Genomic DNA, 18,256 nt, shown 5'->3' with positions numbered 1-18,256 from the left:
TGATCGCCGCGGTTCTCGGCGCCGTGTTGAACGCTCCTCAGCTTTTCATCTCCCGTCCTCCTTGCGCCAGATCAGCAGGCGATTGTTGGCCGGCATGGCCACATCGGCCTCCCGCCGCAGTCCGAGACCGGCGGCTTTCACCTCCAATGCCTCGGCGTCTCGCACCCCCATGGCCGGATCGAGGCTGCGCAGATGGGCATCGAAGGCTTCATTGCTCTCGGCCGTGTGGCGATGGCCGTAGCGGAAGGGGCCGTAGAGCAGCAGCAGGCCGCCGCTCGCCAGCACCCGGACGCTGCCCTCCAGCAGGAAGGGCACCGCAGCCGCCGGCATGATGTGCAAAGAGTTCGCTGTAAACACTGCATCGAAGGGGCCGTCGGGCCAGTGGGGCTGGGTCACGTCGAGCCGAAGCGGTGGCGCCACCCCGGCCCCGGGGGCCAGTCCCTCCCTTCCCTCCAGGACGATGCGCGCCGACAGCCCGGCCAGCGCCTCCGCTCGATCACTCGGCTGCCACTGGATTCCGGCCAGATGGCGGGCCATGTGGATGGCGTGCTGACCGCTGCCCGAGCCCACCTCCAGCACCCGGGCGCCGGGGGCAAGCCAGCGGCCCAGCACGGCCAGGATCGGGTCCTGGTTGCGCAGGCAGGCGGGGGAGAACGGCAGTCCGTCGTCGTGCATCGGCCCATCATGGGAGCAGTCGCCCCGCCACCATGGCCTCCTCCTCCACGCGTCCGACCGCCATGCGCTCCGGAGCGCCGTTGCTTGCCGTGCTGCTGCTGCTGCTGCTGCTGGCGCTGAGCGCCTGTGCCCCGGCCCTGTAGTTCAGCCCGGTCGAAGCGTTGAAGCGGACGGGCTACGGCCTCCGATCGAGCGCCGTGCGTAGGTCGGCGGCGAAGGCGCCGGCGTCCGCGGCCACATCGGCGTCTCGCTCATGGGCCATGGCCATGCGCTTCACCAGGGCGCTGCCCACGATGGCCCCATCGGCTCCCCAGGTCCGCACCTGGCGGGCCTGGTCCCCCGTGGCGATGCCGAAACCCACGGCAACGGGCGTGGGGCCCAGCTGTCGCAGCCGCTGGACCAGCGGACCCACCCGCGTTTCCAGGCTCGCCCGCACACCGGTCACCCCGGTGACGCTCACCAGATAGGTGAAGCCGCGGCTGGCGGCATGGATGCGGGCCATCCGCTCGGCCGGGGTGTTGGGGGCCACCAGCAGCACCAGATCAAGGCCCTGGCCGGCGGCGATGCTCGACAGCTTCTCCGCTTCCTCCAGGGGCAGGTCGGGCACCACCAGGCCGGCGGCCCCGGCGGCGGCGGCGTCACGGCAGAAGGTCTCCATGCCGCGGTTGAGCAGGGGATTGCTGTAGGTGAACAGCACCACCGGCAGGGTGAGCTGGCCCCGCAGGCCGGCCAGCATCTCCAGCACCCGCCCCGGCGTGGTGCCGGCCGCCAGGGCCCGGCCGGCGGCGGCCTGGATCACCGGGCCGTCGGCGAGGGGGTCGCTGTAGGGGATGCCCAGTTCGATGAGATCGGCTCCGGCGGCCTGGAGGGCCAGCAGGCTGGCGGCGGTGATGGCCAGATCCGGATCACCGGCCATCAGGAACGGCATCAGGGCGCAGCGAGCTTGGGCCCGCAGGGCGGCGAAACACCGCTGAATCGGCGTGGGGGTGCTGCGGGGGCCGGCGGTGGCGGCGACGCTCATCGGGCCGTGGAGGATGACGGTGTCCCTGAGCCTATGGGGTCGGCCCCAGCCTCACATCTCGGCGTCGGCCTGAAGCTGGCCCACCTCCGAAAGAAGCCGCTGCTGCTCCTCGGGGCTCATGGCATCGAACTTGCGCTGCAACTCGTCGTCGGTGACGGCGTCGTAGGCTGCCCGGTAGCGGCGACGCTGTTCCATGTAGGTCATCTTGCCGCTCACGACCCGCAGCAGATAGCTGGCGGTCCAGCCGAGCACCACCAGCATCAGCAGGGCCGAAGCGGCGATGCCGGGGGAGAATCCCTCCAGGCCGGTGGAGCGGAACACCCAGTAGCCGCCTCCGCCGATGGCGAAGACCGCCAGGCCCAGCAGGATCGCCTGGGTCCGGGTCACGCCTTGCCCTGGCCCGCCATGCGCAGGTTGAGGAAGGGAGCGAACAGGATCAGGCCCGGGAAGAACAGAAACACCATGCCGTAGATGGCCGTGCGCTCGATCTTGCCCATCACGTACCAGCGTTTGTTCATCCAGGCATAGAGGGCCAGGGGGACCACCACCAGGTAGGCACCGGCCAGGGCCAGGTAGGCGCCGATCACCAGCAGGGCGTCGGGAGTGAGGCTGCTGAGGGGTCCGGGCAGGGCCACCAGGGATCTTGCGGGTTTGGGTGAATCTAGGATCTCTCCACGGGGGCATGGCGAAACCGGTAGACGCAGCGGACTTAAAATCCGCAGGCCGCGAGGCTGTGGGGGTTCAAGTCCCCCTGCCCCCATGGCGGTTCGGTGGGGCCTTCGCCAATGCCCGCCGGGGAGATGACAAAAATTCATCTCCGACTGTGTCTGTGGCTCTCCTCACGCAGCCGCCCCGGGGGCTGTTGGCGGCCATACCCAGCGTTAGACCGAAGCAACCGTGGGAGTCCGAACGTGCTTCATTCCACTCCGCTTCTGGCCATCACCTGCCTGACCGGGTTCGCCCTTCTCCAGCTGGTCTTCAGCGTCGGCCTGCTCTGACGGCCGGGGGCCGGCTCTGAATCGCTTTCGTCAGGGCTCCCTGCAGTTGGCGGCCAGCATCGTGATCACGTCCTCGGGGAGCTGCATCTCCATCCAGCGGGCCTCCACCTCCTGGCGCTTGTTCCAGGAGCCGTAGCCGTTGATCTCCTCAATGGACGACCCATGCATCGCCTTGAGTTCCCTGTAGGCCCTGTTGATGAAGCTGTCGTTGAGGCCATAGGCGCCAGTGCAGGCCTGCATCACGTGGGTGACTTCGTGGGCCAGCACTTTTCAGTAGGCATCAGGTTCATCCTTGGGGATGTTGTTGAGGCAGATGGTCACCCCATCAGATTTGTCCTTCTTGAAATTGTCATAGCCAAGCAGATCCTTTTCGCAGTCGGTGGCTTCCTTGAGGTCGGTGCCGATCTCCTTGAGGGCTGCCTGCATGGCATTCCCATCGGCCCCGGTGGCCGCCGATGCCGGCAGGGATACAAGGTTCATCGCCACCAGCAGCATCCGGCCCTGCATCTGGCGTAGGGCACCGTCTGGCTCGGCGGCCGCCCACCGGCACGAACGAACCACCGATGCATCATGGGACTGCTGACTCCAGCAGTCCTGGGCGAATGATCGACCCCACGCGTTCAATGTCCGCATGCACTGGCTAGGCCTGGCGGAACTGCTGCTTCTGGCTCTGGTCGCCGATGGACTGTTCCGCCGGCTGGGGGTGCCCGGACTGATCGGCATGCTCCTGGTCGGCGTCGGCCTCGGGGCATCGGGGCTGGATGCCCTCGATCCGAAACTGCTGGCCATGAGCGGCGATCTGCGCCAGATGGCCCTGATCGTCATTCTGCTGCGGGTGGGATTCGGGCTGAACCTTCAGACACTCCGCAGCGTGGGGCGAAGGGTTCTGTTGCTCGCCTGGATCCCTGCCAGCTGCGAAGGACTCACGATCACGATCGTGGCCCAGCCTCTGCTGGGTCTCTCGCCTCTGGAGGCGGGTCTGCTGGGATCGGTGATCGCCGCCGTTTCCCCTGCTGTCGTCGTGCCGCTGATGCTGCGGCTGATTGAGGAACAGCGCGGCACGCGCAAGGCCATCCCCCAGATGGTGATGGCGGCCGCCTCGCTCGATGACATCGCCGTGATCGTGGTCAACGGGATCCTTCTGGGCCTGCTTGTCGAAAGATCGTCCGCCGTCACCGGACATGTGCTGGGATTGCCGGTCGGGCTGGCCCTTGGCGCGATCGTTGGTGCGCTCCTGGGCTGGATGGTGCTGAAAGCCTTCCAGCGCTTCCAGCCGAATCCGAACCGCCAGGTCCTGTTCATTCTGGCTCTGGCCCTGCTGCTTCTCCGCCTGCAGGATCAGATCAATGGTCTTGTTCCCTTCACGGGATTGGTCGCCGCCATTGCCATCGGCGTCACCATCCTGGAGCTCAGCGAGGAGACCGCCCACGTGATGGCCAGGAAGCTGGCCTCGATCTGGGTGTTTGCCGAATTGCTGCTGTTTGTGCTGGTCGGTGCACAGTTGAACCTCGATGTGGCCCTGGAGTCCGGCCTGGCCGGTTTCGGCGTGCTGGGGATCGGCCTGGCGGCGCGTTCGGCCGCCACCTGGGCTTGCCTGGGCGGCAGCCAGCTCACGGCTGGGGAAAAACTGTTCGTCACGGCTGCCTACATCCCCAAGGCCACGGTGCAGGCCGCCATCGGCGCCGTGCCGCTGATGACCCTCCAGGCCGCCGGAATGTCCACCCGACCCGGGGACGTCATCCTGGCCGTTGCCGTGCTCAGCATCCTCATCACCGCTCCTCTCGGGGCCTGGCTGAGCGGCTGGTTGGCGGCACGGGTTCTTACGCCCGAGCTTGCGGAGCTGGCACCACAGGACGCAGGGGGCTGAAGCCACGGCCACCGGTGGGGATCGTCACCCCAGGGTCACGGAGGCCAGCAGCCGGCGGGCCTGCATGAGGCGGTCGGCATCGATGGCCCAGGCGGCGATCTGGCCGCGCTCCGCCCCATCGTCGTCCACCATTTGCTCCACCACCCCGTCGTGGTACGCCTCCAGACGCTGCACCAGCAGCAGGGCGAGCTGCCGGTCCTCCCCGGGACTGGTTTCCAGGTGCTGCAGCAGGGTGATCACCTCCCGTACCTTGGCGCTGCTCTTTTCCGGTTTGCGGATGGGCTCCTCGGGGATCCGGGCGGCCTCACGCTGCAGGGCGAGAAGTTCGTCCGGGGTGTCGGGGATCTGGGGGGCAGTCATGATCGGATCGTTCGGCTGTGCCCAGCATCGGGCCTGGGGCCGATGCCTGGAGGCCATCTCCTGCGAATGACCACAGATTCGGAGCCGCTGCCGCTGCGGACGACCCGGCGGTGGGTTGCCGGCGGAGCGGATCGCGGCGGTGCTGAAGGGGAGAGTTCCCCGCCAACCCCTGACTCCAGCCTGAGCCGCAGGCTGAGCTCCTCTTCGTACCGCCCCGGTTCTCCGACCTGCGGAGTGGGAGGGTGGAGATGATGGGATTCCATTCCGCTTCTCTCCCCAGGAACGTTTCCGTGCACCCCCGGTCCGCATCCGCCCATTCAGGGCTCCTGCTCTGGGCCCTCGCCGCTGCTGCCCTCCTTCCCCTTCCCGCCCTCGCCGCCTCCCCCCCGGTCACCTCGGCGCCGCCACCCCCCGAAACCCTTCAGCAGTCGATCGAACGCTTCCGGGCCTTCCCCTTCCGGCCCGACTGCGGCGGCACCACCCAGGAGATCGCTGCCTGTCTCTGGAGCCGGCGCAACCAGGACGACCGGCGCCTGCTGGAGCTCATGGATGTGGGAACGCTGGAGCCCTGGCGCGCCGGCCGGCGCCGGGCCTGCGAGTGGGTGGCGGCGAAGGCCGAGGGCGGCAGCCTGCTGCCGATCCTCTGGTTTGAATGCGAAAACGCCCTCAACCAGACCCTGCTCCGCCAGCTCACCGTGCCGCTGGGCCGCTGAGCTTCACGCCACCCCGAGCCCCAGCCGCGCCGTGCCGGTGAGCAGGTAGCGGATGGCTTCACGGCCCTGCCGGGGCTGGGCTTCGATGGCACCCGCTTCGATCAGGGCCTGCAGGGTCTGGGACACCGATGGCTGCTTGATGCCCCAGAGCGCCACCAGTCCGGCCTGGGTCCGCTCCGCTGCCGGGTCGTCGTCGGCCCACTCCTGGAGCCGCTCCCAGAGGCCCCCGCCCAGCTGCTCCTTCAGTTCCAACCGGTTGCGCTGGCGCAGCACCAGCAGCAGATCCGCCATTCCGATCGGAACCGCCGCCTCTCCCCCGGCGGTGAGGCCCAGCAGAGCCGTGAGGCCGTCTTCGAGGGCCTTGAGCAGGCCGCGCAGGTCGCCGCGGAACAGGGCGTACAGCTGTTCGATCACTGTGTGGGCCACCGGCGTCTGGCGGGGGCGATCAGGATCGAGCCGCAGGGCGTCGTAGCGGTGCGCCAGCAGCAGCTGCACCTGCCCCAGCGCCAGCGGTTCCAGCACGATCGGATCGCTGAACACCGAGCGCACCTGGGTGTGACGCTGCACCACCGTGCGCACCGCATCGGTGGTGCCCACCACCACCAGGTGCAGACCGTCCAGCAGCAGGGCCTGGTCGCGGATGCCGCGCAGCAGGTCGGCCGCCCGGCCGGCGTCGGCCTCGCTGAGGTTCTCCAGGTTGTTGAGGTGCAGCACCACGCCTTCGGCGCCTTCCTCGCGGGCGTAGTTCAGCAGATCCCGCAGGGCCCGGGGGCCGTCGAGCAGCAGGGGGCTGGGTGGGGTGGACACTCCCTCCGAGTGCGAACCGCCGCCGCCGAAGCCGAAGCCCGAGACAGTGAAGCCCCCGCCCCGCAGCCGGAAGCCGCGCACCAGCTGCTGGGCGGCCTCCATGGCGGGGCCGCAGGCCTGGGGGTGGCTGGCCAGCACGGCGTCATAGGTGCCCGAGAGCAGTCGTCCCAGCAGGTCCTCGCCCTGCTCGGCGGCGCTGATCGGCAGCACCTCCGCCGAGGTCCAGTAGCCGGCCTCGAGGGCATCAGCCTTGACCACCTGCACCAGGGTGGTCTTGCCGATGCCGGGCCGGCCCGCCACCGCCTGGCGGGAGCTGCGGCTGCTGCCGATCGTGGTCAGCAGTCGCTGGCGTTCGGCCTGGCGTCCCACGAACAGGGACACCGGTGTGCCGGCCACGTCCTGGCGCAGGGTGGCCTGAAAGTAAGGGGAGGAGCGCAGGTTGTAGAGCCCCCAGAGGTTGGGCAGGGCCATGGCGGCAGCTATCGATCGGGCCTCGGGATCTGCCAATACTGGCTGCTTATTGACCGATCCTCCAATTCTGTACTGGAGGCGTCAACCTGCTGATTTCCGATCTCCACGCGGCCGCCGGAACCCCTGTCACAGCAGCCAGCCCGGCCGCAGCAGCAACCCTGCCCCCAGCACCAGCATCACGGTGCCGCTGATCAGCTTCAGCCACCGCCCCCCGGTTTCTGTGAGCCTGTTGCTGTCCAGGGCCAGGACGGCGGCACCCACCATCAGGCTGTCGTCGGCGATGTAGCCCACGATGTGGAGGCCCAGGTAGGCCTAGTGGGCGGCGGGCGTCAGGTTCTGCTGGCTCAGAACGGCGGTATGGATCGCGGGCAGCCCGGCGGTGCGGAGCAGCTCGACGGCGTTCACGACCACGGCCAGGGCCGCGACGCTCGCCAGCGCCGGCCGCAGGGAGCGGCTCTGCATCACGCCCCGCATCCGGGCGTAGAGCCCCGGCTTCGCCTCGGCGGGAATCGAGAGGGCGTAGCGGCTGTCCTGCCGCCGGGAGTCCCACACGTTCACCACCCCCACCGTCAGGGCCAGGCCGGCCAGCACCAGTCGCAACCCCGTCGACCAGCCCAGCAGCAGGAACACGTTCAGCCAGGCGGCCATGAACGCGTCGTGCACAGCCCCGCTCACCAGTACGAAGGTGCCGGCCATGAGGGCCATGCGGCGACGGTCACGCCATTGCACCGGCAGGAACAGCAGCACCCACATCACACATGAATTGAAGCCGTCCAGCAGCCCCATCAGCAGGGTGAACAGGGGCAGGCCCGGGCCGGCGGCACTGATGCTCCCCAGGGTCCCGAGGCGGACCCGATCAGGCTCGGCCAGGCCTTCGGGATCCTCCTCCGGCGTCTTCGGGGCGATCAGGGCGAGCAGCTCCAGACCCCGGCCACCGGCCTCGTCGAAGCCCACCAGCACCAGTCCCCTTTTGACGAAGGTGGGCACGCCCGGGGCCTGGAGCTGCTCTCGCCATCGCAGCCTCGGAGCCCTGAACCCATCCTGGCGGCAGCTGGGCGGGTGATGAAGGCGGAGGGTGGATTGCGAAGGGGGGATTCACGTGCAGCTGGTGCGCCGCTACGGCCCTGCCGATGGGAGACTTCCGAGTCCTTCCGGGCCCATGGGCCGCCCAGCCGATGGACTGCGATCGCACCGCGTCCACTTCCCCCGGTGCCTCCGCCGGTGCCGGGAGCTTCGGCATCCTCCTGTTCCCCGGAGTGGAGGAGCTCGACGCCATCGGTCCCTGGGAAATGGCCAGCCTGTGGAGCCAACAGGCCGGCGGCCCCCGGGAGTGCCTGCTGATCGGCCAGAGCGAGAAACCGATCACCTGTGCCAAGGGATTGGTGCTGCTGCCCCACTGCAGCTTCAGCACCGTTCCCCCCCTGGAGGTGCTGCTGGTGCCGGGCGGCCTGGGAACGCGTCTGGAGGTGAACAATGCCGATCTCATCGACTTCCTGCGGCGTCAGTCCGCCGCCTGCCGGGCGGTGCTCTCGGTCTGCACCGGAGCTTTTCTCCTCCATGCCGCCGGTCTGCTGGCCGGCAGGCGGGCCACCACCCACTGGGCGTCCCTGGATCGGCTGCGGGCCCTTGGCGATGTGGAGGTGGTGGAGGAGCGTTATGTCCGCTCGGGGAACGTGTGGACCTCGGCGGGCATCTCCTCCGGCATCGATCTGACCCTGCAGTTCATTGCTGAAACCGCGGGGGATGATGTCGCAGGACAGGTGCAATTGGCAGCTGAGTATTTCCCCTCCTCAAGGATCTATGGGGCGGCCGCCAGCAGTGGCAAGGGATCAGCCTATTTCCAGTCCCCATGAGGCGACGCGATGGGTGTTTTCACTCACTTAAAGAGTGTTTGTCGGCCACTAGAGTGAATCAAAGAGAGGAGGAAATTCCATGGCGACCTGTGAAGTGTCCCGTGCCCATGCCCATCACCATCCCAATGCCACCGAGGCCCTCCATCTGGTGAGGGATCTGGCCGAGAGCGATCCGGTGTTCGCCGAAGCGTTCCGCGCCTCCGACACCCCCCAGGAGGCGGCGACCCTCGCTCACCGCTATGGCATCGATGTCAGCCCGGCGGCCCTCTGGCGCAACCGCGGCACCCTCGCCCACGGGGGTCTGCCCACCTGGCGCGGCTGACTCCGGGCACCCGCTGAACGCGGTGACCACCGAGGCCTGATTCCGGGGTCCATCAGGGCCCCGGGATCTCACTGCTCTGGTGGACCCTTGAGTTCGACGCTGTTTCCCTCCGGATCCTCCAGATAGAACGCCGGGCCATCCCCTTGCGCGCCGTAGTTGTGGTGCAGCGGCCCCGCGGCGATGCCGTGCTGCAGGAGATGGGATCGCAGCTTCTCCTCGTCGAAGGGTTCGATCCGCAGACAGACATGATCCATGTTGTGGCCCTCCGTGGTCGGAGCTGCGCCACCCCGCCGGCCCAGTTCCCCATCCACGGCCGCCAGGTCGATCAGGCCGCTGCCGGCGCGCAGGTGGACCATGCCGAGAGGGATGTTGCGCCGGGCCACCGTGCAGCCCAGAACGTCGGTGTAGAAGCGCTCCATGCGCTCCAGATCCCTGCAGCGCAGCACCACGTGATCGATGCCGACGATGGCCATGGTGCCTGCCGCAGTCCTCAGGCGAACCGGGGGCGGCGAGCGTCGGAGGGGCTGGAGGTCGCTGGGGCCGCGTCCGCCCGGCGGCGCCGTTCGCGGATCAGCCCAGCCAGCGCTGCGGTGGCGATCATCCAGGCGATCGACAGATCCACCATCGCCAGTGCGGTGGCCCAGGCCTGGGGGTGCACAAAGGTGTCGAGGCTGTCCATGGTTATTTCCGTATCCGTCCTCACTGATCTAGCGCGGCCCTGGGGTTCCCCATCGGTGCTCTTCGCCGGCCGTTGCATTCCAGCTCAGAGCACGGGCTGCCACGGGACGGACCGACCCCCCGGGAGGCCTGTTTCTGCGGCGATCGGGACCACCTGGTTGCGCCCGGTCTGTTTGGCCCGGTACATGGCGTGGTCGGCCCTGGAGATGATCTCGTCGGGGTTTTCGCCCGGTTTCACCATGGTCACCCCGATGCTCAGGGTGATCGAGAGGATGCCTGCGCTGGTCGGGATCGGTTCGGCCACGGCCCGGCGGAGCTTTTCGGCGATGGCCACCGCGTCATTCAGAGCGCGCACCCCCTGCAGCACCACCACCAGCTCGTCGCCCCCGATGCGCGCCGCCATGTCGCCGCTGCGCAGTCCGTCCCGGATCCGGGTGGCCACGGTGCGCAGCAGTTCGTCGCCGGGCACATGGCCGAAGGTGTCGTTGATCTCCTTGAAGTGGTCGAGATCGCAGAACAGCACCGCCGTCGCATCCCCCTGACGGACGACACGCCCGGCGATGGCGGTGATCTGCTCCAGAGCTTCGTGGCGGTTGACCAGGCCCGTGAGTTCGTCGGTCCGGGCACGGCGGGCCAGCTCCCGCTCGGCGGCCACCTCCAGATCCACCGTGCGGAAGGATCCGACGATGCCGTCGAGGCGACCGCTGGGGTCCCGGTAGGGGCTGGCATGCAGCTCCACCCAGCGGTGGCTCTGGTCATGGGCGAGCGCCTGCAGGCGGGTCACCACGCTGAGTCCCTTCGCCAGGGTCAGGAGGTCCCGCTCCAGGACCGGCTGCTCGTCAGCGGGGATGAAACGGCTGAGCGGATGGCCGATCCAGTCGTCCGGCCGCCAGCCCAGCATGGGGGTCAGGGAGGGGGAGATCCAGCTGATCGTGCCGTCCCTGATCAGCAGCACCACGTCGCTGGAGTTCTCCGCCAGCAGCCGGTAGCGCTGCTCGGAACTGGCCAGAGCTGTTTCGGCCTGGACCATCTCGGTCACATCGAAGAACTGGGCGATGACGAAGGCCAGGCTGCCGTCGGGATGGCGGGAGCAGGACACGCTCGCGTCCACCCAGATCGCCGCCTGGCCGCGACGCAGGATGCGACGGCGCAGCCGGTAGCTGGACCGCAGGCCGCCCAGCAGTTCTTCCATCAGGGGCAGCTCCGTCTCCAGGTCTGCGGACGGGGCAAAATCCCTCCAGGTGAGCCCGACCAGGCTGCCGGGTTGCCGGTCGAGCAGCTGGCAGCCGGCAGGGTTGATCGAAAGGAAACGGCCTTCGGCATCGAGCAGCGCGATGCCGGTGGAGGCGTTCTCCATGGTGAGGCGCAGCCGCTCCTCCGAGTCCGCCAGGGCCTGTTTCGTGTGCTCCTCCGCCTGGCGGGCTTCCACTTCGCGATGGACATCGCGCCAGCTCCCCACCAGGCCCAGGACCCTGGCGTCGCGATCGAGCACGGGACGCAGGGCCATGGAGATCCAGCGACTGCTGCCGTCGACGGTCCGGAAGCGCAGTTCGCAACTGCTGCTCTTCCCCTCCCTGACCCGGCAGATGGTCTGGGTCAGTCGTTCGGCATCGTCCGCCAGCAGGCTGTCGATGGTCTGTCCCTGCAGGTCACTGGCCTCGCAGCCCAGCAACTGGCGCACGGATGGGGAGACCCACTCAATCCGCCCTTCCCTGTCGCTGCTGAGCACCACGTCGGGGGCGTTCTCGGCGAGCAGCCGGTAATGCTCCTGGAGCTCCCGGTTGCTGCGCTCCTTGGCGCGCAGTTTTCCGGCCAGGTGGATCGCGACCCAGGCCACGCCGATCAGCCCGATCAGGCGAAGCGCCAGGTCCATGCCGGTTGCATCGGGAGACGACAGGGACCTGAAGACGGTCAGGGAGATGGCGAGACTGGTCAGCCAGCCCACCTGCCTGGGGGTGGCGAAGCTGGCGGCCAGCACCACGGGAAGCCAGTAGTAGGGACACAGCGTTGCCGTCTGGAAGCTGCTGCTGAGGGCCAGATCCAGCAGAAACAGCCCCACCAGCGCCGTTGCCGACAGGATCAGACCGCGTAGGTGTGGAGCAGGGGGAGAAAACAACGGATGGCGCGACGAAATGCGGATAACGAATAAGCTCTAATCCTGTAGCCGTTCGTTGCACCGATTCGGTGACGTCAGTGGTTATCTGGCGGAGCCTTCGACGTTGGTATCGGTACCGTTCTGGTGTCCGTTGATGTGCTTTTCACAGGCAAGAGCGCCTGACGTGAACAGCAGCACGAGGGCCAGCAGCGAGCCCGGAAGCAGATGTTTCATTTCGGGTTTACACCTATCACCATTGACTATAGGCAACCCGCCGCCTTCAACCGAAGCGTGGGCACCGAGGGCTGACCATGGCCACCGGGGTGGCTAGCAAGGGGAGGAAGGAGTGGATCGGCATGACACCCAGGGCTGCCGCCATCGCCGAGAAACGCATCACCCAGGTGATCCGGCGCCACGGCAGCCAGCCCGATGCCCTGATCGAGGTGCTGCATCAGGTGCAGGAGATCAGCGGCTATCTGCCCAGGCCGGCCCTGCGTCAGGTGGCGTTTCAGATGCAGATGCCCCTCAGCCGGGTCTACGGGGTGGCCAGTTTCTATCACCTGTTCCGGCTCGAGGCCCCCACGGCCCATCGTTGCGCCGTGTGCCTCGGCACCGCCTGTTTCGTCAAGGGCGGTGCGCAGCTGGCTTCCCACCTGGAGCATCGTCTCGGCGTGCGTCTCGATGACCCGGCCGGCAATGGCCTCTGGGCGGTGGAGCACGTCAGCTGCCTGGGGGCCTGCGGCCAGGCCCCGGTGCTGGTGGTGGACGGGGTGCTGGCCACACGGTTGACGGTGGGCGATCCCGCCGCCCTCGCGGCTCAGCTGGACGGGGCGGGCCTGCCCCCGGCGGTGGAGGGCGCCTGATGGAGACCGTCGTATCCCGTCAGGTGCGCTGCTGCGAGGCCAGTGGCTGTCGCTCCGCCGGCAGCGCCGCCCTGCTGGTGGCCCTGAAGGCCGCCGGAGAGCGGGCCGGAGCCACCGGGGAGACCCTGGCCATCAAGCCCGTGGGCTGTCTGCGGCTCTGCGGCCGCGGCCCCCTGGTGGCCTGCGATGGGCCCGATGGCACCCGCCTCTACGGGGGGCTGCCACCGGCGGCGGCCGGGACCCTGGTGGGGGTCACCCTCGGCGAAGCCGGCGTCGGAGGAAGCTCCGATGACGAGGCGAGTCTGGTGCCGCACCGCATCGACCTCCAGCAGCCCTTCTTTGCCTTGCAGCATGCCGTGGTGCTGGAGGGCTGCGGCCGGGTGAACCCGGAATCCATCGACGACGCCGTCGCCTTCGGCAGCTACCGCCAGCTGCGCCGCTGCCTGCGGGAGCTCAGCCCCGAACAGGTGCGGGAGCAGGTGAGGCGCAGCGGCCTGCGAGGTCGGGGCGGTGGCGGCTACCCCACCGGCCTCAAGTGGGACACGGTGGCGCTTCAGCCCCCCGGCCAGCGTTACGTGGTCTGCAACGGCGACGAGGGGGATCCCGGCGCCTTCATGGACCGCAGCGTCATGGAGGGCGACCCCCACCGGCTGCTGGAGGGGATGGCCATCGCTGCCTACGCCATCGGCGCCGACCGGGGCTACCTCTACGTGCGGGCGGAATACCCCCTGGCGATCGAGCGGCTGCGGCTGGCCCTGAAGCAGGCCCGCCGGGCCGGCCTGCTGGGCAACGGCATCGACGGCACCGGTTTCAACCTCGCCATCGAGGTGCGGGTGGGGGCCGGTGCCTACGTCTGCGGCGAGGAGACGGCCCTGCTGATGTCCATCCAGGGTCAGCGCGGCATGCCCCGGCCCCGGCCCCCCTACCCGGCCCAGTCGGGCCTCTGGGGGGCGCCCACCCTGATCAACAACGTCGAGACCTTCACCGCTGTGCCGGCGATCCTGCGGGAGGGGGGCGCCTGGTACGCCGCCATGGGCACCGAGCGCAGCAAGGGCACCAAAGTGTTCGCCCTCTCCGGCGCCGTGGTCAACACCGGCCTGGTGGAGGTGCCGATGGGCACCCCCCTGCGCACGGTGGTGGAACTGATCGGTGGCGGCGTCCCCGACGGTTCGCCGATCAAGGCGGTGCAGACGGGGGGACCCTCGGGGGGCTGCATCCCGGCCGAGCGGCTCGACACCCCCGTCGACTACGAGAGCCTGCTGGAGCTCGGATCGATGATGGGCTCCGGCGGCATGGTGGTGATGGGCAGCACCACCTCCATGCCCGAGGTGGCCCGCCACTTCATGCGCTTCAGCATCAACGAGAGCTGCGGCAAGTGCGTGCCCTGCAGGGCGGGCACCGTGCAGCTGGCCCAGCTGCTCGATCGCTTCGTGGAGCGCCGCGCCACCCCGGCCGACCTGGAGCAGCTCGAGGCCCTCTGCCGCATGGTGAAGCTCACCAGCCTCTGCGGCCTGGGCCAGTCGGCCCCCAACCCGGTGCTCAGCACCCTGCGCTGGTTCCGGCATGAATACGAGGCCGCCTGTTCATGAGCGTCGTCACCCTCACGGTCAACGGCCAGGACGTGGCGGTGCCGGCGGGGGCCAGCCTGCTGGAGGCCACCCGGGCCGCGGCGGCAGGGGTGCCCACCCTGTGCCATCTCGATGGGCTCACCCCGGTGGCCGCCTGCCGGCTCTGTCTGGTGGAGGTGGAGGGGGCCGGCAAGCTGCTGCCCGCCTGCAGCACCGCAGCGGCCGAGGGCATGGTGGTTCGCACCCACACCCCCGAGCTGGGCGAATTCCGGCGCATGGCGGTGGAGCTGTTCTTCGCCGAGGGCAACCACGTCTGCGCGGTGTGCGTGGCCAACCGCCACTGCGAGCTGCAGGACATGGCGGTGACCGTGGGCATGGACCACTCCCGCTTCCCCTACCAGTACCCCCACCGGGCGGTGGACGCCTCCCATCCCCAGTTCACCCTCGACCACAACCGCTGCATCCTCTGCACCCGCTGCGTGCGGGTGTGCGATGAGATCGAGGGGGCCCACGTGTGGGACATCGGCAGCCGCGGCGGCCAGTGCCACATCGTCGCCGGCCTCGATGAACCCTGGGGCCAGGTGGAGGCCTGCACCTCCTGCGGCAAGTGCGTCGAGGTGTGCCCCACCGGCGCCCTGTTCCGCAACGTCGACACCACCGCCGAGAAGCACCCCGACACCAGCCTGCCCGCCCTGCTGCGCAGCGCCAGGGAGCAGCACCGCTGGCGCAACCAGTGAGAGACTCCACCATGGTTTCCTCGCCCATCACCCCACCCGGCTCTCCCGCGGCCCCCGCCGCCGGAGCCGGAGCCGGAGCCGGCAAGCTGCGGCTGGCCACCGTCTGGCTGGCCGGCTGCTCCGGCTGCCACATGTCCTTCCTCGACCTCGACGAGTTCCTCTTCGATCTGGCGGCCCAGGTGGAGGTGGTCTTCTCGCCCGTGGCCTCGGACGCCAAGGTGTATCCCGAGAACGTGGATGTGTGCCTGGTGGAGGGGGCGGTGGCCAACGTCGACAATCTGGAACTGGCCCTGCAGCTGCGCGCCCGCACCGCCCTGGTGGTCTCCTTCGGCGACTGCGCCGTGACCGCCAACGTGCCGGGCCTGCGCAACCTGCTCGACGCCGGCCACGACAGCGCCCGGGCTGTGCTGGAGCGGGGCTATCTGGAGCTGGCCGATGGCAGCGGCCAGCTGCCGTTCGCGCCGGGCATCGTGCCGGAGCTGCTGGACAAGGTGCTGCCCCTGCACGAGGTGATCCCGGTGGATCTCTACCTGCCGGGCTGTCCCCCCTCGGCCGACCGGATCAAGGAGGCGATCACGCCCCTGCTGGCCGGCGTCCGCCCGGTGCTGGAAGGCCCCGACCTGCTGCGTTTCGGATGAGGACCCCGCCATGACCCGCACCGTCGTGATCGACCCGGTGACCCGCATCGAGGGCCACGCTAAGATCACCCTGCACCTCGATGCCGGCGGCCACCTCACCGAGACCCGCTTCCACGTGGTCGAGTACCGGGGCTTCGAGAAATTCTGCGAGGGCCGCCCCTTCACCGAGATGGCCGGCCTCACCGCCCGCATCTGCGGCATCTGTCCGGTGAGCCATCTGCTGGCGGCGGCCAAGACCGGCGACAAACTGCTGGCGGTGGCGATTCCTCCCGCCGCCGCGAAACTGCGCCGGCTGCTCAACCTGGCCCAGCTCACCCAGTCCCATGCCCTGTCGTTCTTTCACCTCAGCAGCCCCGATTTCCTGCTGGGCTGGGAGAGCGATCCGGCCCGGCGAAATGTGTTCGGCCTGATGGCCGCCGATCCCGACCTGGCCCGGGCCGGCATCCGCCTGCGCCAGTTCGGCCAGCAGATCCTGGAGCTGCTGGGGGGCCGCAAGATCCACGCGGCCTGGGCGGTGCCCGGCGGCGTGCGCAGTCCCCTCAGCCAGGAGGCGAAGGAGTGGATCCTGGAGCGGCTCCCCGAGGCCCGCGCCACCGTGACCCTGGCGCTGGACCTCTACAAGACACTGCTCGACGGCCCCCTGGCGAAGGAACAGCGGGTGTTCGGCGATTTCCCCAGCCTGTTCATGGGGCTGGTGACGCCGGAGGGCCTCTGGGAGCACATCGATGGCCGCATCCGCTTCGTCGATGCCGAAGGGGCGATCGTGGCCGACCAGCTCAGCGAGGACGACTACGCCGACTTCCTGGCTGAGGCGGTGGAGCCCTGGAGCTACCTGAAGTTCCCCTACTACAGGCCCCTGGGCTATCCGGAAGGGATCTACCGGGTGGGGCCCCTGGCCCGGCTCAACGTCTGCGAGGGCATCGGCACCCCCTGGGCCGACCGGGAGCTGGCGGAGCTGCGCCAGCGCAGCGGCCGGCCGGTCACCTCGAGCTTCGCCTACCACCATGCGCGGCTGGTGGAGATCGTCGCCTGCCTGGAGGCGATTGAAGCCCTGGTGCAGGACCCGGAGCTGATGCACGGCCGGGTGCGTTCGCGGGCCTCGCTCAATCGCAACGAGGCGGTGGGGGTGAGCGAGGCGCCCCGGGGCACCCTCTTCCATCACTACCGGGTGGACGACGACGGCCTGCTCACCGGAGTGAACCTGATCATCGCCACAGGCCAGAACAACCTGGCCATGAACCGCACCGTGCACCAGATCGCCCGGGAGTACATCCCCGATCCGGTGCCGGAGGGGGCGGAGATTCCCGAGGCCCTGCTCAACCGGGTGGAGGCGGGCATCCGCTGCTTCGACCCCTGCCTCTCCTGCTCCACCCACGCCGCCGGCCAGATGCCCCTGCGGCTGCAGCTGCTGGCCGCCGACGGCGCGGTGCTGGCGGAGCGCACCCGGGGATGAGGCCCGCTGGGCTGGGTGCCTCCGGGATTGGGCACAGCAGCGGTGGGGGGGCGCTGCTGATCGGCATCGGCAACCCCCTGCGGGGGGATGACGGCGTGGGCTGGCAGCTGGTGGCAGGCCGCGGCCTGGTGTGCCACCAGCTCACGCCCGAACTGGCGGAGGCCGTGGCGGCGGCCGAACGGCTGTTGATCGTGGATGCCTGGCTGGCGCCGCCTGGGGCCGGGCCCTTGCTGCGGCCGGTGGTGCCAGCGGCGGTCTGGCAGGGGGACAGCCACCGGGTGGATCCCCCCCGGCTGCTGGCCATCGCCGCCCTGCTGTTCGATCGGCGGGTGCCGGCCCATGAGCTGCTGGTGCCGGGCTTCGACTTCTCCTGCGGCGAGCGGTTCTCCCCCAGGCTGCGGAGCCAGCTGCCGGCGGCGCGGCGGCTGCTGAACGGATGGCTGGCGGGATCCGCTGCGGAGCCCTGCCGTGCATGAGCTGAGCCTGATGGACGCCGTGCGGGCCCTGGCCCTGGAGCAGGCCGCCCGGCACGGGGCGCGGCGCATCGAGGCCATCACCCTGCGGGTGGGCAGCCTGGCGGGGGTGGAGATCGAGGCCCTGCGTTTCGCCCATGAGGTGGTGATGGCGGACACGATCGCCGCCGGCTGCCGGCTGGAGATCGAAGCCGTGGCCGCCGAATGTTTCTGTGCCGTCTGCAGTCAACCCTTTGCGGCGGCCGACGGCTGCTGCGATTGCCCGGCCTGCGGCACGGTCAGCCGCGAGCTGCTGCGGGGGCGTGAGCTGCAGCTGGCCTCACTGGAACTTGGCTGAACTGAAGCGAGCGGCACTACCAGGCCATCGCCTTGCAGGAGTTGGCAGGATTCCGTAGCATGAACCAATGGAATGTTGTTCTGGTGCGCTCGATGGAATCCGGTTGATTCCTGTCCAGGAAATGAAGGTCAGGTCAGTCTTTATCCAGGCATCATCACGATGAAAATCGGCGATAAGTTTGCCCTGCTCATCTCCTCGATGTAAGGGGTGTATGCCGTGGTGGATGCCTTCATCCAGTACCGGGTGATCCTGCCGGACTTCGAACGTCAGGGGCAGAGGCAGGCCACCAAGGACATGGACCTTGAGCTCAACACCATCGACAGGCAT

Annotated in this window: 26 protein-coding genes and 1 tRNA gene; 12 read left to right on the top strand and 15 right to left on the bottom strand. The window is 69.0% G+C overall.

Translation table 11 applies throughout. From position 1 onward, the window contains the following. Nucleotides 1-45 precede the first annotated feature (45 nt). The 4 genes from KUG41_RS13500 to KUG41_RS13485 all read right to left on the bottom strand — a co-directional run bounded on the left by KUG41_RS13500 (nucleotide 46) and on the right by KUG41_RS13485 (nucleotide 2,331). On the bottom strand, nucleotides 46-675 hold the full coding sequence (locus tag KUG41_RS13500) for a DUF938 domain-containing protein (RefSeq protein ID WP_216904725.1): 630 nt from the start codon (nucleotides 673-675) through the stop codon (nucleotides 46-48). Between the two features lie 175 nt (nucleotides 676-850). Beyond that, complete coding sequence (gene trpA, locus KUG41_RS13495) at nucleotides 851-1,696, bottom strand: tryptophan synthase subunit alpha (RefSeq protein WP_216904724.1); 846 nt, start codon at nucleotides 1,694-1,696, stop codon at nucleotides 851-853. 51 nt (nucleotides 1,697-1,747) lie between these two features. After that, nucleotides 1,748-2,083 carry a DUF3007 family protein gene (locus tag KUG41_RS13490; protein WP_216904723.1) on the bottom strand — a complete coding sequence of 112 codons (336 nt, stop codon included), beginning with the start codon at nucleotides 2,081-2,083 and terminating at the stop codon, nucleotides 1,748-1,750. After that, a complete protein-coding gene (locus tag KUG41_RS13485; protein ID WP_216904722.1) occupies nucleotides 2,080-2,331 on the bottom strand; it encodes an NAD(P)H-quinone oxidoreductase subunit L in 252 nt (83 codons plus the stop codon). Before KUG41_RS13485 ends, KUG41_RS13490 begins: the two co-directional genes overlap by 4 nt. A 41-nt stretch (nucleotides 2,332-2,372) precedes the next feature. Between KUG41_RS13485 and KUG41_RS13480 the strand changes: the two genes are divergently transcribed. Then, a tRNA-Leu gene (locus tag KUG41_RS13480) sits at nucleotides 2,373-2,456 on the top strand. Nucleotides 2,457-2,724: 268 nt separating this feature from the next. Here KUG41_RS13480 and KUG41_RS13475 read toward each other — a convergent pair. Together KUG41_RS13475 and KUG41_RS13470 are read right to left on the bottom strand one after the other, a co-directional pair. Then, on the bottom strand, nucleotides 2,725-2,961 hold the full coding sequence (locus KUG41_RS13475; protein ID WP_216904721.1) for a hypothetical protein: 237 nt from the start codon (nucleotides 2,959-2,961) through the stop codon (nucleotides 2,725-2,727). Between the two features lie 3 nt (nucleotides 2,962-2,964). Beyond that, nucleotides 2,965-3,189, bottom strand: coding sequence for a hypothetical protein (locus KUG41_RS13470; RefSeq protein ID WP_216904720.1), 225 nt, complete (start codon nucleotides 3,187-3,189; stop codon nucleotides 2,965-2,967). Nucleotides 3,190-3,325: 136 nt separating this feature from the next. On the opposite strand from KUG41_RS13470, the gene KUG41_RS13465 reads away from it, so the two are divergent. Beyond that, a complete protein-coding gene (locus KUG41_RS13465) occupies nucleotides 3,326-4,561 on the top strand; it encodes a cation:proton antiporter (RefSeq protein WP_216904719.1) in 1,236 nt (411 codons plus the stop codon). A 24-nt stretch (nucleotides 4,562-4,585) separates the two neighbouring features. Here KUG41_RS13465 and KUG41_RS13460 read toward each other — a convergent pair whose 3' ends face one another. Then, nucleotides 4,586-4,921: a hypothetical protein gene (locus KUG41_RS13460; RefSeq protein ID WP_216904718.1), complete on the bottom strand. Its 336-nt coding sequence runs from the start codon at nucleotides 4,919-4,921 to the stop codon at nucleotides 4,586-4,588. A 290-nt stretch (nucleotides 4,922-5,211) separates the two neighbouring features. Here KUG41_RS13460 and KUG41_RS13455 point away from each other — a divergent pair, with 290 nt between their 5' ends. Then, the gene (locus KUG41_RS13455; protein WP_216904717.1) at nucleotides 5,212-5,634 is read left to right on the top strand and encodes a lysozyme inhibitor LprI family protein; all 423 of its coding nucleotides are present in this window, start codon (nucleotides 5,212-5,214) and stop codon (nucleotides 5,632-5,634) included. A gap of 3 nt (nucleotides 5,635-5,637) precedes the next feature. On the opposite strand, the gene KUG41_RS13450 is transcribed toward KUG41_RS13455, so the two are convergent. The 3 genes from KUG41_RS13450 to KUG41_RS13440 all read right to left on the bottom strand — a co-directional run bounded on the left by KUG41_RS13450 (nucleotide 5,638) and on the right by KUG41_RS13440 (nucleotide 7,899). After that, entirely contained in the window at nucleotides 5,638-6,912 is a 1,275-nt protein-coding gene (locus tag KUG41_RS13450) for an ATP-binding protein (protein WP_216904716.1), read from the bottom strand. Between the two features lie 126 nt (nucleotides 6,913-7,038). Further along, nucleotides 7,039-7,203, bottom strand: a complete 165-nt coding sequence (locus tag KUG41_RS13445) for a hypothetical protein (protein WP_216904715.1) — start codon at nucleotides 7,201-7,203, stop codon at nucleotides 7,039-7,041. Nucleotides 7,204-7,224: 21 nt separating this feature from the next. Beyond that, the gene (locus tag KUG41_RS13440; protein WP_216904714.1) at nucleotides 7,225-7,899 is read right to left on the bottom strand and encodes a hypothetical protein; all 675 of its coding nucleotides are present in this window, start codon (nucleotides 7,897-7,899) and stop codon (nucleotides 7,225-7,227) included. Nucleotides 7,900-8,087: 188 nt separating this feature from the next. On the opposite strand from KUG41_RS13440, the gene KUG41_RS13435 reads away from it, so the two are divergent. Both KUG41_RS13435 and KUG41_RS13430 read left to right on the top strand, forming a co-directional pair. Continuing rightward, complete coding sequence (locus KUG41_RS13435; RefSeq protein WP_216904713.1) at nucleotides 8,088-8,765, top strand: DJ-1/PfpI family protein; 678 nt, start codon at nucleotides 8,088-8,090, stop codon at nucleotides 8,763-8,765. A gap of 79 nt (nucleotides 8,766-8,844) precedes the next feature. Next, nucleotides 8,845-9,087 carry a hypothetical protein gene (locus KUG41_RS13430; RefSeq protein WP_216904712.1) on the top strand — a complete coding sequence of 81 codons (243 nt, stop codon included), beginning with the start codon at nucleotides 8,845-8,847 and terminating at the stop codon, nucleotides 9,085-9,087. Nucleotides 9,088-9,155: 68 nt separating this feature from the next. On the opposite strand, the gene KUG41_RS13425 is transcribed toward KUG41_RS13430, so the two are convergent. The 4 genes from KUG41_RS13425 to KUG41_RS15865 all read right to left on the bottom strand — a co-directional run bounded on the left by KUG41_RS13425 (nucleotide 9,156) and on the right by KUG41_RS15865 (nucleotide 12,094). Then, nucleotides 9,156-9,560 carry a VOC family protein gene (locus KUG41_RS13425; RefSeq protein ID WP_216904711.1) on the bottom strand — a complete coding sequence of 135 codons (405 nt, stop codon included), beginning with the start codon at nucleotides 9,558-9,560 and terminating at the stop codon, nucleotides 9,156-9,158. A 17-nt stretch (nucleotides 9,561-9,577) separates the two neighbouring features. After that, nucleotides 9,578-9,766 (bottom strand): hypothetical protein, encoded by a 189-nt coding sequence (locus KUG41_RS13420; RefSeq protein WP_216904710.1) that lies wholly within the window; start codon nucleotides 9,764-9,766, stop codon nucleotides 9,578-9,580. 84 nt (nucleotides 9,767-9,850) lie between these two features. Then, nucleotides 9,851-11,824 carry a sensor domain-containing diguanylate cyclase gene (locus KUG41_RS13415; protein ID WP_216904709.1) on the bottom strand — a complete coding sequence of 658 codons (1,974 nt, stop codon included), beginning with the start codon at nucleotides 11,822-11,824 and terminating at the stop codon, nucleotides 9,851-9,853. 138 nt (nucleotides 11,825-11,962) lie between these two features. Continuing rightward, complete coding sequence (locus KUG41_RS15865; protein WP_256438954.1) at nucleotides 11,963-12,094, bottom strand: hypothetical protein; 132 nt, start codon at nucleotides 12,092-12,094, stop codon at nucleotides 11,963-11,965. Between the two features lie 122 nt (nucleotides 12,095-12,216). Between KUG41_RS15865 and KUG41_RS13410 the strand changes: the two genes are divergently transcribed. The 7 genes from KUG41_RS13410 to hypA are packed head-to-tail and all read left to right on the top strand — an operon-like array spanning nucleotide 12,217 to nucleotide 17,929. Continuing rightward, nucleotides 12,217-12,723, top strand: a complete 507-nt coding sequence (locus KUG41_RS13410) for an NAD(P)H-dependent oxidoreductase subunit E (RefSeq protein ID WP_216904708.1) — start codon at nucleotides 12,217-12,219, stop codon at nucleotides 12,721-12,723. Further along, complete coding sequence (locus KUG41_RS13405) at nucleotides 12,723-14,312, top strand: NuoF family protein (RefSeq protein ID WP_216904707.1); 1,590 nt, start codon at nucleotides 12,723-12,725, stop codon at nucleotides 14,310-14,312. Before KUG41_RS13410 ends, KUG41_RS13405 begins: the two co-directional genes overlap by 1 nt. Then, on the top strand, nucleotides 14,309-15,028 hold the full coding sequence (hoxU, locus tag KUG41_RS13400; RefSeq protein ID WP_216904706.1) for a bidirectional hydrogenase complex protein HoxU: 720 nt from the start codon (nucleotides 14,309-14,311) through the stop codon (nucleotides 15,026-15,028). Before KUG41_RS13405 ends, hoxU begins: the two co-directional genes overlap by 4 nt. An 11-nt stretch (nucleotides 15,029-15,039) precedes the next feature. After that, the gene (locus tag KUG41_RS13395) at nucleotides 15,040-15,666 is read left to right on the top strand and encodes an oxidoreductase (protein ID WP_256438953.1); all 627 of its coding nucleotides are present in this window, start codon (nucleotides 15,040-15,042) and stop codon (nucleotides 15,664-15,666) included. 10 nt (nucleotides 15,667-15,676) lie between these two features. Then, a complete protein-coding gene (locus tag KUG41_RS13390; RefSeq protein WP_216904705.1) occupies nucleotides 15,677-17,119 on the top strand; it encodes a Ni/Fe hydrogenase subunit alpha in 1,443 nt (480 codons plus the stop codon). Further along, a complete protein-coding gene (locus KUG41_RS13385; RefSeq protein ID WP_216904704.1) occupies nucleotides 17,116-17,595 on the top strand; it encodes a hypothetical protein in 480 nt (159 codons plus the stop codon). Before KUG41_RS13390 ends, KUG41_RS13385 begins: the two co-directional genes overlap by 4 nt. Next, nucleotides 17,588-17,929 (top strand): hydrogenase maturation nickel metallochaperone HypA, encoded by a 342-nt coding sequence (hypA, locus tag KUG41_RS13380; RefSeq protein WP_216904703.1) that lies wholly within the window; start codon nucleotides 17,588-17,590, stop codon nucleotides 17,927-17,929. The genes KUG41_RS13385 and hypA overlap by 8 nt, the downstream gene beginning before the upstream one ends. Here hypA and KUG41_RS13375 read toward each other — a convergent pair. Next, entirely contained in the window at nucleotides 17,912-18,256 is a 345-nt protein-coding gene (locus KUG41_RS13375) for a hypothetical protein (protein ID WP_216904702.1), read from the bottom strand. The genes hypA and KUG41_RS13375 overlap by 18 nt on opposite strands.

Origin of the sequence: Synechococcus sp. CCY 9618, assembly GCF_019038415.1 — a bacterium.
In the GTDB taxonomy this organism is placed as follows: domain Bacteria; phylum Cyanobacteriota; class Cyanobacteriia; order PCC-6307; family Cyanobiaceae; genus Cyanobium.
This window is presented reverse-complemented; position numbering and strand designations above follow the sequence as displayed.

Excerpts from the sequence above, each read along its gene's own strand:
- KUG41_RS13435 (WP_216904713.1), top strand. The coding sequence starts at position 8,088 with ATGGACTGCGATCGCACCGCGTCCACTTCCCCCGGTGCCTCCGCCGGT.
- KUG41_RS13500 (WP_216904725.1), bottom strand. The coding sequence starts at position 675 with ATGCACGACGACGGACTGCCGTTCTCCCCCGCCTGCCTGCGCAACCAG.
- KUG41_RS13420 (WP_216904710.1), bottom strand. The coding sequence starts at position 9,766 with ATGGACAGCCTCGACACCTTTGTGCACCCCCAGGCCTGGGCCACCGCA.
- KUG41_RS13430 (WP_216904712.1), top strand. The coding sequence starts at position 8,845 with ATGGCGACCTGTGAAGTGTCCCGTGCCCATGCCCATCACCATCCCAAT.
- KUG41_RS15865 (WP_256438954.1), bottom strand. The coding sequence starts at position 12,094 with ATGAAACATCTGCTTCCGGGCTCGCTGCTGGCCCTCGTGCTGCTGTTC.
- KUG41_RS13410 (WP_216904708.1), top strand. The coding sequence starts at position 12,217 with ATGACACCCAGGGCTGCCGCCATCGCCGAGAAACGCATCACCCAGGTG.
- KUG41_RS13390 (WP_216904705.1), top strand. The coding sequence starts at position 15,677 with ATGACCCGCACCGTCGTGATCGACCCGGTGACCCGCATCGAGGGCCAC.
- hoxU (WP_216904706.1), top strand. The coding sequence starts at position 14,309 with ATGAGCGTCGTCACCCTCACGGTCAACGGCCAGGACGTGGCGGTGCCG.
- KUG41_RS13425 (WP_216904711.1), bottom strand. The coding sequence starts at position 9,560 with ATGGCCATCGTCGGCATCGATCACGTGGTGCTGCGCTGCAGGGATCTG.
- KUG41_RS13405 (WP_216904707.1), top strand. The coding sequence starts at position 12,723 with ATGGAGACCGTCGTATCCCGTCAGGTGCGCTGCTGCGAGGCCAGTGGC.
- KUG41_RS13465 (WP_216904719.1), top strand. The coding sequence starts at position 3,326 with ATGCACTGGCTAGGCCTGGCGGAACTGCTGCTTCTGGCTCTGGTCGCC.
- KUG41_RS13460 (WP_216904718.1), bottom strand. The coding sequence starts at position 4,921 with ATGACTGCCCCCCAGATCCCCGACACCCCGGACGAACTTCTCGCCCTG.
- trpA (WP_216904724.1), bottom strand. The coding sequence starts at position 1,696 with ATGAGCGTCGCCGCCACCGCCGGCCCCCGCAGCACCCCCACGCCGATT.
- KUG41_RS13385 (WP_216904704.1), top strand. The coding sequence starts at position 17,116 with ATGAGGCCCGCTGGGCTGGGTGCCTCCGGGATTGGGCACAGCAGCGGT.
- KUG41_RS13375 (WP_216904702.1), bottom strand. The coding sequence starts at position 18,256 with ATGCCTGTCGATGGTGTTGAGCTCAAGGTCCATGTCCTTGGTGGCCTG.
- KUG41_RS13450 (WP_216904716.1), bottom strand. The coding sequence starts at position 6,912 with ATGGCCCTGCCCAACCTCTGGGGGCTCTACAACCTGCGCTCCTCCCCT.
- KUG41_RS13395 (WP_256438953.1), top strand. The coding sequence starts at position 15,040 with ATGGTTTCCTCGCCCATCACCCCACCCGGCTCTCCCGCGGCCCCCGCC.
- KUG41_RS13470 (WP_216904720.1), bottom strand. The coding sequence starts at position 3,189 with ATGCTGCTGGTGGCGATGAACCTTGTATCCCTGCCGGCATCGGCGGCC.